The 10,211-nt window shown below is 31.7% G+C and carries 8 protein-coding genes; 7 read left to right on the forward strand and 1 reads right to left on the reverse strand.

All coding sequences use genetic code 11. From position 1 onward, the window contains the following. The 3 genes from DIU01_RS11635 to DIU01_RS11645 all read left to right on the forward strand — a co-directional run. The coding region (locus DIU01_RS11635) for a hypothetical protein (RefSeq protein WP_290834634.1) at positions 1 to 200 on the forward strand (200 nt) is incomplete at its 5' end. A gap of 195 nt (positions 201 to 395) precedes the next feature. Continuing rightward, a complete protein-coding gene (locus DIU01_RS11640) occupies positions 396 to 626 on the forward strand; it encodes a hypothetical protein (protein WP_290834636.1) in 231 nt (76 codons plus the stop codon). Further along, the gene (locus tag DIU01_RS11645) at positions 616 to 1,362 is read left to right on the forward strand and encodes a zeta toxin family protein (protein WP_290834638.1); all 747 of its coding nucleotides are present in this window, start codon (positions 616 to 618) and stop codon (positions 1,360 to 1,362) included. The genes DIU01_RS11640 and DIU01_RS11645 overlap by 11 nt, the downstream gene beginning before the upstream one ends. Positions 1,363 to 2,094: 732 nt before the next feature. Here DIU01_RS11645 and DIU01_RS11650 read toward each other — a convergent pair. After that, positions 2,095 to 2,358 (reverse strand): helix-turn-helix domain-containing protein, encoded by a 264-nt coding sequence (locus DIU01_RS11650; protein ID WP_290834640.1) that lies wholly within the window; start codon positions 2,356 to 2,358, stop codon positions 2,095 to 2,097. A 309-nt stretch (positions 2,359 to 2,667) separates the two neighbouring features. Here DIU01_RS11650 and DIU01_RS11655 point away from each other — a divergent pair, with 309 nt between their 5' ends. The 4 genes from DIU01_RS11655 to DIU01_RS11670 form a co-directional block, all read left to right on the forward strand. Then, entirely contained in the window at positions 2,668 to 4,305 is a 1,638-nt protein-coding gene (locus DIU01_RS11655; RefSeq protein ID WP_290834642.1) for a DUF1800 family protein, read from the forward strand. An 11-nt stretch (positions 4,306 to 4,316) separates the two neighbouring features. Further along, entirely contained in the window at positions 4,317 to 6,401 is a 2,085-nt protein-coding gene (locus tag DIU01_RS11660; protein WP_290834644.1) for a DUF1501 domain-containing protein, read from the forward strand. 111 nt (positions 6,402 to 6,512) lie between these two features. Then, positions 6,513 to 9,152, forward strand: coding sequence for a S8 family serine peptidase (locus DIU01_RS11665; RefSeq protein WP_290834646.1), 2,640 nt, complete (start codon positions 6,513 to 6,515; stop codon positions 9,150 to 9,152). A 277-nt stretch (positions 9,153 to 9,429) separates the two neighbouring features. After that, the coding region (locus DIU01_RS11670; RefSeq protein ID WP_290834648.1) for an RNA polymerase sigma factor at positions 9,430 to 10,211 on the forward strand (782 nt) is incomplete at its 3' end.

The following is a 10,211-nucleotide window of genomic DNA, read 5'->3' on the forward strand; positions in this document are numbered from 1 at the left end:
AAATTATTTTAGTTGGTAATTTTAATTCCACTGCTAAATCATGCCATTTTTTAGTTAGGCTTGAAATTTCTTCAATAATTTTAGTAGGGTTTTTAATGGCATGTTCCTCTGCAATGGTTAATAAATCTTCTAGTTTTATATCTTGCCGTTTCCCATTAATAGATAATGCTCTTGATGTGCTTATGCAGTTGATGTTCTAGTTCATATGACTTCTTGTAAGCAAATAGCATTAAATGTTTCAATACTTACCAAATAAGTTTTACAATTTTTTTAAAATAATTGCTTGTTAAATTATTAAAAACCTGAATCCTATTTTCGAGTGATACTATTAGTATTTTTTAGTACCTTTGTTCATAGTAAAATCTTTTGAAAATAGTAATATGGATAAGAAAAAAGTGTTTAGACTTGATTATGCTCAAACTAAATCTTTAGTTAAAGCAGGAAAGATAGCGGCAACTAATGCACTAAGGCATTCTAAAGCATTAGACCTTTCGATTACCTTTATTGATAAAGGAGTTGTGTATGAAGAATTGCCCAATGGAGCCAAAAATGTTGTGGCAACAATTGAAACTCCTGATAATACAGTTCATACTTTTAGAAAAGGAATGATTTTACATGCAAAGTAGTAAAAGAATAAGATTATTTGCAGGACCAAACGGTTCAGGTAAGAGTACTCTATTTCAAGAATTTTCTAAAGATTTCAAGCAAAATACAGGTTTTTTTGTAAATGCCGACAAGCTTGAAAAAGAGTTATCGCAATCAGGTTTTATTGATTTAAAACAAATAGGCATATCTGTAAACCAATCTGATTTAGATGAATTTAAATTAGCACCAAGTTCAATTTCATTGTTTGATAAAGCAACAAAAGAAAATCATCCTATTAATGTTTACATTAAAGAAGATTGTATAGTTGATTCTTCTAAAGATACTCATAGCTATGAAGGTTCTTTTATTGCAGCTTTTATCAGACACCTTCTAATAAAAAACAATAAATCCTTTAGTTTTGAATCGGTGATGAGCCATCCCTCAAAAATTAATGAAATTAAAGAGGCAATTCAGCATGGATACAAACCGTATCTATATTTTGTTTGCATTGATAGTCCAACTGTAAATAAATCAAGAGTTATAGACAGAGTAAAAAAAGGAGGACATGCTGTTTCCGAAGATAAAATTGAAGAACGTTATTATAGAACATTAGAATTGTTACATAAGATTTTGCCAATTTGTTATCGTGCTTATCTGTTTGATAATTCAGGCAAAAATCTTCAGTTAATAGCAGAACTATACAAAGAATCATTAGTTTTAATGACTGAAACACCACCAAAATGGTTTGTCAATTATGTGCTACCACATTATAAGTAAGCTATTTTTAAGAGCTATCAAGTTTAAATAAAAAGAGGCTTTTTTTAACTCAAATAATATAGAAATCATTCAAATTACTATATAGTGTGTTCATAAATTTTTCCTATTTTAAATCCTAGAAAATTTTTTAACCCTATTTTATTTTTACTATCCGATTAAATTAGTTATTGCTAAAACCCATTTTATATTTTTTCTCACAAAGGCACAATGGCATAGTTATATCTAAATTCTTTGCGTCTTTGTGCCTTTGCGAGTATATAATAAAAATAAAGTTGAATTTAAAATCACTATGCTTAACGAAGTTTCCCGACTTCGATAGTGTTTTAATAAGCTGCTATAAAGTTCATTAGTTTCTTTAGCTTTAAATTTTAGGATAATATACAACATGTCCGTTAAAAAAAAAACTTTGCGCATTTTTATGCCACAGATTTTATCCGTGAAATCTGTGAAATCCGTGGCAAAATTATTCATTTAATAGTGCATACTAAAAACAGGTCAAAATATAATTTAAGCATAGAAACAGTTTAAAATCTACTCTATTAAGTCTCCTTGCTTCGGTAGTACTTTCAATAATCTGCTATAAATATACTTTTTTGTTTGGTAAATTTAAACCTCTATCCAAAAACTGAGGATTATATTGAAAATAGCAAACGCTTTGATTAGTGTCGTAATCTAGCTTGCCAATTTCAAAACCAAACAATCTAACTTCAATAGTATTTTTACTTGCCATAACTAATATAATGAAAGGTTACTATTAGTTGTGTCGATGGTTTTAATGGATTTATAAATAATTTCAAGTAAGCCAAAATGATTAGCTACTTTTAATAAATTATCTAAGGTAGCATTTTTACCATTCTCAATATTTTGAATAGTAGTGCTAGACATGTTTAATGCTATTGCTAACGCTTCTCTTGACAATCCAAACTGATTTCTTTTGTTTTTGCAAACAGAACCAATTTCAATTTTAACTTCTTTTATTGTTATCGTATTCAACATAAAATTAACCATTATATTGGTCAAATATAGTGAAATAATCCAAAAATAAACAATATAATGGTAAAAATGTAGCATTATACAATAAGCCCAATCGATGTTGAAAAATCAATTGTTTTATACGACACATCATAAATAAAGAGTGAAAAAAATATATAATTAACTACTTATGTTCATTTTTATATAATACACAAATTTTTTTATGTAGAATTTTACCTACAGCTAAAAACAATCGAAAACCACAACAAACAACAAACAACAAACAACAAACAACAAACAACAAACAATAAACAACAAACAACAAACAACAATATGGCATCATTAACGCCTCGAACAGGAACCTTAGGTTTCGCCAATGCGGCTCACTTGCTAAGGCGAACTACGTTTAATCCAAACAAAACATTAATCAACCAATTTGCAGCAATGACAACTGACCAAGCCGTTGATCAGTTATTTGCAGCACCAACTTATGATTTGCCTGAACCTATCGCTACAGATACCGGGCAAAAGTGGATTCCCACAGCTACTACGCCAACAGTTACTGCAACTACAATGGATGCAAATGCTAGATTTAATGTTACAACTGCCTGGTGGCTTAATAATGCTCAAAAAGCTACTACTATTCACACAAAGCTTTCTTTATTTCTAAAATCCATATTTATAGTAAATCTACATGATAATTTTGGTTTGTACTTTTTTGGTTACGATTATTATGCCCTTTTAAATTTTTATGCCACAGGAAGCATCAAAACTTTCACAAAAAAAATATCGCGTCTTAATGCCATGCATTATTACCTTGACAATAGATTGAATACTGCAGTGGCACCCAACGAAAATTATGCGCGCGAACTTTTAGAGTTATTTACCATACAAAAAGGAGCTCAAGATGGAGTTGGCAGTTATACCAACTATACTGAGCACGATGTGCAACAAGCGGCAAGAGTATTAACCGGTTTTACAAATATATCAGAAAGTCAACGGCTATCTTATCTCGATGCAGAATGTAATATACCTCTCGGGAAAAAAGATATTACAAAACACGATACAGGGAATAAAACCTTCTCGTCAAAATTTGGAAATCAAACCATTACAGGAGCAACAACAGCTGCAGCAATGGATACAGAATTAGATGCTTTTATTGATATGATTTTTAATCAGCCTGAAACAGCTAAAAGTTATGCCCGTAGACTGTACCGTTACTTTGTAAGAAGGACTATAGATACAGAAACAGAAACAGATATAATTGTGCCGTTAGCAAATAATTTAATGACGACTAATTATAACATGGAATCTACAGTAAAACTGTTATTAAAAAGTGTTCATTTTTATGACGAAGATGATACTACAGTTGGGGATGAAATTATAGGTTCTAAAATAAAATCACCTCTCGACTTGTTTTTAATGATAAACAGTCAATTTAGGTTGCAGACTGTGAGTCCATTAGTAAATGTAGTAGGTTTTTCATCTTTTTATTATAGTTATACATGGGGTAGAATTAACACATCTGGATTTCTATTATTTAGAGCGCTAACCGTTGCAGGATACCCTCCCATGTACGAGCTACCCGATTATGATAAGTTGTGGATTACAACAAGTTCTTTACGTTACCGCTATGCAGCAGCATTAGATAATCTTATAACAGGATATACAGCTAATGGTTACACTTTTAAGCTAGATGTAGTTGCTTTTGTGCGTAACTCTGGTGATTTTAGTAATCCTGCAAATGCAACAACTTTAGTAAATGAATTTTTAGAATTGTGTTTTTGCGACATGCCAACAGGAAGCCGATATACTTTTTTTCAACAAGCTTTATTAGGCAATTTATCTCCAATCAATTGGCAAAACGAATGGAACAATTATATTACAACAAATAATAGTGCCTCTGTTAAAACAGCTTTAGATCGTTTCATAAAAGCAATAGTAAAATCGCCTGAATATCAATTATTATAAAGTAGCAAGTCATGCAAAGAAGACAATTTTTAAAACTAGGCAGTGGGGCTACTGTAGGTTTAGGGTTAACAACAAATGGTATTGCATCAGAATTTTTAGATTGGTTACGACCAAGTACCAATTGTATTGAGGTTTCAGATAGAGTATTGGTAGTGGTAAGGTTGGCAGGTGCAAATGATGGTTTAAATATGGTAGTGCCGCTAAGTCAATATGGGCAATATGAAACACTTAGACCAACTATCAAATTAAATCAAACAGGAACTGGAGCTTTAATAAATTTAGATACTACGCAATCTACCAATAACCTTGTAGGGCTTCATCCCTCAATGACAGGTTTTAAAAGTTTATACGATAGCGGAAAATTATCGTTAATCCATAATGTAGGATATCCATCACCAAATTATTCTCATTTTATTGGAGAAAATATAATGTTTGCAGGTAAAGATGGAACTACAGATGATCAAGTTCAAAATGGTTTTATAGGGAGGTATTTAGAAAGCATTTTTCCAAATCTCAGTGGTAATCCACAACCTTTTATGCAAGACCCATTAGCATTGCATTTTGGTAGTTCCAATGCGTCACTAGGTTTTACACACGATCATGGCACAGCAGAATATAATATAACCTCATTACAAGGAACTTTATTTGGTCAGTTAGCACCTAGTGCATTACCAACAGCCTCAGAATACAACGATACCTTAAACTATATCAAGTTTGTAGAAAGTGGTATGGACGGTTATTTCGCGAGAGTGAATAGTGTATTTAATGCCGGGTTTAATTCTCCTGCAACTTATCCAAATACAGATTTAGCAAAACAACTTCGTACCATTGCAAGAATGTTAAAAGGTGGTAGCAAGACAAAAATATTTCAAGTAACATTATTTGGATTCGACACCCATGCTTCTCAAGTAGTTAGTGGCGCCAACCATACTGGAACTCATGCGACATTATTGTCAAATGTATCATCATCAATAAGTTCCTTTATGTCTGATTTAAATGCATTAGGATTGGAAGATAGAGTTATGGTAGTGTCCTTTTCTGAGTTTGGAAGAAAGGCAAAAGAAAATGCATCTTTTGGTACTGACCACGGAGATATTGCACCAATGTTTGTGGTGGGTAAACATGTAACGCCAGGTATCATTGGAACTCCACCAAATTTAAGCAATGTATACGGCGGCACAGACGGAAGATTTTTCCCAACCGAACGCCAACACGATTACCGTCAAGTATATACAACTCTTTTACAAGATTGGTTAGGAGCTACAAATGCGGCTTTAACTTCTGCAGAATTAAGTGCATTTCAAACACAAAAATTAAATCTAGTAACAACTGCACAAAATGCCTATCCAACGTGTCAAGTAGCATCAGGAATCAATTGTGATTCAAATCCTATGACTATCACAAGAGCAAACTTAGTTCATGAAAATGGAGGATGGAGCTATTATGCTAGTCCAAGCAACAATTCAAACTATCTTTTTGCCATAGAAAAGTTTCCTTCTGGAGTTGGTGCCAACACCAATGCATTTGATGTTACTGTAGATATCACTGAAATGTTATGCTCAAGTAATACGAACAGACATTACATTAAATCTCAAAGCACAGAAGCTACTTTAGCTGCTGCAACTTATTTTAATTTAAAAGTTAATTCTATATTGAAACCAAATGGTTTTGTAAATATTAGATGGTTTATAAATGGTCAATACATAACAGAATTAAATGCAGCTGGTACTGCTTTTCAAACAAGTAATGGATCAACGCAATTAAGCCCATTAATGTATTTGAAAAAAGTTAATTCTAAATTAACACTTCCTGATAATTTAAGAACAGACGGCTTAGGAATTCATTATGCTGCAACTCCAATGATTCTTGCAAATACTGGTCAGTACAACAATCAAGAGTATTCACAATTCAATTCTATTGTTGATATTGATGGTGTTGGTGGAGGTGCTTTTATAAGAGCCAGTAGTTTGCCAACAAATGATGCCGTTTATAATGTGCCAGTAAATGTACCAACTCAAAGAGGTAGTATACGTTTTAATAGTTTAACAAAAACATTTGAAGGTCACAATGGTTCTGATTGGCTACCAATGCATTAAATTTTATAACTAATAAATTTACAAAAGCAAAAATCGAATAGTTTTTACATTATTGAGTAATTTCAAATAACAAGATGTAATTATTTTGCCGAAACACAATTTAGTATATTAATGAACAAAATATATAAAGCACTATTGTTTTCTTTTATCCTTTGTATTAATTATGCTAATGCACAAGACGAAACACAGAAAAAAATAATAACATCACAATATAAAAGAACAGCAGAAATTGAGCTTTTCAAAACGTTTATAAAAGCTAAGCAAAAAGCAATAAGAGATAGTGCTTTGGCTAAAGCTAAAGTAAATGATTGGAAAATCGAATATACTGATAAAAGTGGATCGGTTTCAAAATTGTTTGGAATATCGACTCAAGGTAATCCCTTGTATTATAAATTTCAAAACCTTGGAGCTGCAACAACTAGTAGGGTTACAAATTTAAGAGCCGGAGGAACATTAGGGCTTAACCTTACTGGAAACAACATACAGTTTGCTGAGTGGGATAACGGTTCACCTAGATTGACCCACAGTATGCTTCAAGGAAGAGTTGAATTTATTGACACAACACCAATTGAAAATCACGCCACTCATATAGCAGGAACCATGATAGGAAGTGATGCTCTTGGTGTCAATAGCCAAGGAATAGCATATGGTGGAACATTACGTGCCTATGATTCTTATGATGACCTATATGAAGCATTGGTAGAAGCTACCGAACAAGGAAGGTTGTTGTCTAACCATTCTTATGGTTCAGATTTTTTAACCCTATTCGAAGATGAATTTGGTAAATATAATGAGTATTCATATTGGGTAGATTTAATTCAAGAATATGCACCGTATTATTTATCAGTTTGGGCATCAGGAAATGATAGATATGATGTTAGTCCTTATGTAAATCCTTCAAAAAATGGCTATGATTTGTTATCTTATTGGAATGTAGCGAAAAATGGAGTTGTTGTTGGTGCAGTTCATCAAGTAAATAATTATGTAGATGCCAATAGTGTTCAAATGTCATATTTTAGTAATTATGGACCAACAGATGACGGAAGAATTAAGCCAGATATAACTACAAAAGGAGTTGATGTGCTTTCATGTGTGGAGACTTCTGATACCGCTCTTTTATCCCAAAGCGGAACATCAACTGCTGCTCCAGTGGTAACGGCTACTTTAGGATTACTTCAAGAGCATTATTTTAATACAAATGGTAATTACATGAAGGCAGCAACCGCAAAGGGATTAATTCTTCATACGGCTGATGAAGCAGGAACTAATCTTGGTCCTGATTACAGATTTGGATGGGGTTTATTAAATGCTGAAAAAGCTGCTTCTACAATAACAAATAATCAAACATTTTCATTAATTCAAGAATTAGAATTATTTCAAGGAGAAACTATTACCTACCAGGTTAAAGCACAAGGTGGTTCAATTCCTCTTATTGCTAGTGTAAGCTGGACTGATCCTGCCGGAAATCCTGTAACTAATTTTGATGTGGATGACACTACACCAGCATTAGTAAATGACTTAGATGTTAGAATAACAAAAAATGCAACAACGTATTTACCTTGGAAACTAGGTGGAATGGTAAACAGAACCAATGCTGCTGTAAATGCTGACAATACTGTTGATCCTTTTGAAAAAATAGAAGTCAATAATGCTATTAGTAATGATGTTTACACCGTTACAATAAATCACAAAGGAACACTTGCTTATGGTTCGCAAAATGTATCTTTAATAGTTACAGGTATAACAGTAGAATGTTTGTCTCCTTCAAATGTAGTTGTTAGTGCTATTTCAGAAACTGGTGCTATGGTATCATGGACTGCACCAACAGTAGCACCTCAAAATGGCTTTGAATACGAAATAAGAACTACTGGAAGCGCTGGAAGTGGAACAACTGGATTAACAACAACTGGAACAGTTTCAAATACAACAAATCAAATCACTTTAACTAATTTAGTGCCTGGAACAAACTATTCGGTTTATATCAGATCTTTGTGTGATATAAATCAAGTAAGTACTTGGACATTAGTTAAACACTTTGAAACATGTGAATATATTAACGGGACTGCAATTTTTGTGCAAGAAGTAGACGATTGGAGTTATTATGCATTATCGACAGCACCGGATAAGTATCTTTTTGCTATTGAGAAATTCCCAACAGGAACAAACGCGAATACTAACGCTTTTGATGCAACAATTACGATTACAGACAACCACTGTTTCACAACTCCAAATTACTATATTAAATCTAGTGGAACTGAAGCGATTTTATCAACTCAAGCATTTTATAATATAGATGTTACATCTGCTATAAAACCAAACGGTTTTGTAAATATAAGATGGTTTTTAGATTACGAACATTTAAATCAATTGGTTGATGGAGCTACTATTTTTCAAGGAACAAGTGGAGCTACCAATGTTAGTGATATTATGTATTTAAAAAAGTTAAATTCCAGATTAGTACTACCTGAAAACCTTAGAACTGATGGATTAGGACTTCATTATGCTGTTGAGTCATTATCTTTAAGTAGTACAGGAACATTATTTAACAGAACCTATCTACAATTCAACGAAGTTACTTCAATAGATAATACAGGTGGTGGAGCATTCATTAGAGCAACTAGTTTACCTACATCTAGTTCGTCTTATAACACTCCAACACCAGACATGACTAAAAAAGGAAGTATTCGTTTCAATAGTTTAACAAAAACTTTTGAAGGGCATAATGGTATAGATTGGCAACCCATGCATTAATTAATAATTAAAATTTCTCAATTATATTTTTCATACTCTATTTTTACTAAGTTCTTATTTGAGAAGTTTATTAACCCTTACATTTTGTAAGGGTTATTTTTTAAAGTCAATTTTCAGGTAATGTAACACATATTTGAAGACCACGTAACAATTAAACGCACTACATTTATACTTAAAATTAAGTTAATACCAATTTTGAAACTTTTAAAAATTTCAAAGTTGACGTTGTACAATTAACTTAAATCAATATTTGTAGTTTAATATCAACTCAAGCAAAATGAAAATTGCAATTAATTGGAATCAAGCCTTTAGACAATATGCACCAAAACCGTTAGGTGTATGTCGCCGTTATGTAAACGACCTTTATCTTGCCGAAGATATCTTACAAGAGTCTTTTATTTTAGCAATACAAAAAGAAAATTTATATAGAAATAAGGGTTCATTAGAAAACTGGATCAATCGTATTGTGATAAATTTATCTATAACAAAAATTAGGTCTAGAGAAGTAAAGAAGAGTTTAAACTTAGATTTTGAAAAGAAAAAAAATAATTATTACAATTTGCTTACAGTCGATAAGTTGAATGAAAAACAAGCATTATCACAAATTTTAAATTACAATTTTAATCATCAAGAGCTATTACAAGCTATTGATCTTTTGTCAATGAATCATAAAATGGTTTTTAATATGTTTGTAATCGACCATTTTTCGCATTATCAAATTAGTGAGATTCTTAATATATCTGTAAAAACTTCTAAATTACATTTATTAAGAGCAAGAAAAAAAATAGCAATACTATTATTGAATGAAGTAGATTTAAAAAAAACAAAAATCAATAAAAGCCTATTTGTAACTTTTGCGTTATTTTTTGGTTTAGGCAATTTTTTGCTAGACAACCAAATAAAAAAATCTTTTAAAAACTTTGAAATTCAACCTAAGAAGCCGTTCAATTCGCATCATAAAGATAAAATTATCTCTAATATTGATATAAATTTTTATACAAAAGCTAAAGAATTTTTTGAATTGAAAGTTGTGATTTCAGTTTTTGCACTATTATTCCT

The organism is Flavobacterium sp., from assembly GCF_003525665.1.
Lineage (GTDB): Bacteria > Bacteroidota > Bacteroidia > Flavobacteriales > Flavobacteriaceae > Flavobacterium.

Bases quoted from the DNA above. Each gene is read 5' to 3' on its own strand.
- DIU01_RS11645 (WP_290834638.1), top strand. From the start codon at position 616: ATGCAAAGTAGTAAAAGAATAAGATTATTTGCAGGACCAAACGGTTCA.
- DIU01_RS11650 (WP_290834640.1), bottom strand. From the start codon at position 2,358: ATGTTGAATACGATAACAATAAAAGAAGTTAAAATTGAAATTGGTTCT.
- DIU01_RS11655 (WP_290834642.1), top strand. From the start codon at position 2,668: ATGGCATCATTAACGCCTCGAACAGGAACCTTAGGTTTCGCCAATGCG.
- DIU01_RS11660 (WP_290834644.1), top strand. From the start codon at position 4,317: ATGCAAAGAAGACAATTTTTAAAACTAGGCAGTGGGGCTACTGTAGGT.
- DIU01_RS11665 (WP_290834646.1), top strand. From the start codon at position 6,513: ATGAACAAAATATATAAAGCACTATTGTTTTCTTTTATCCTTTGTATT.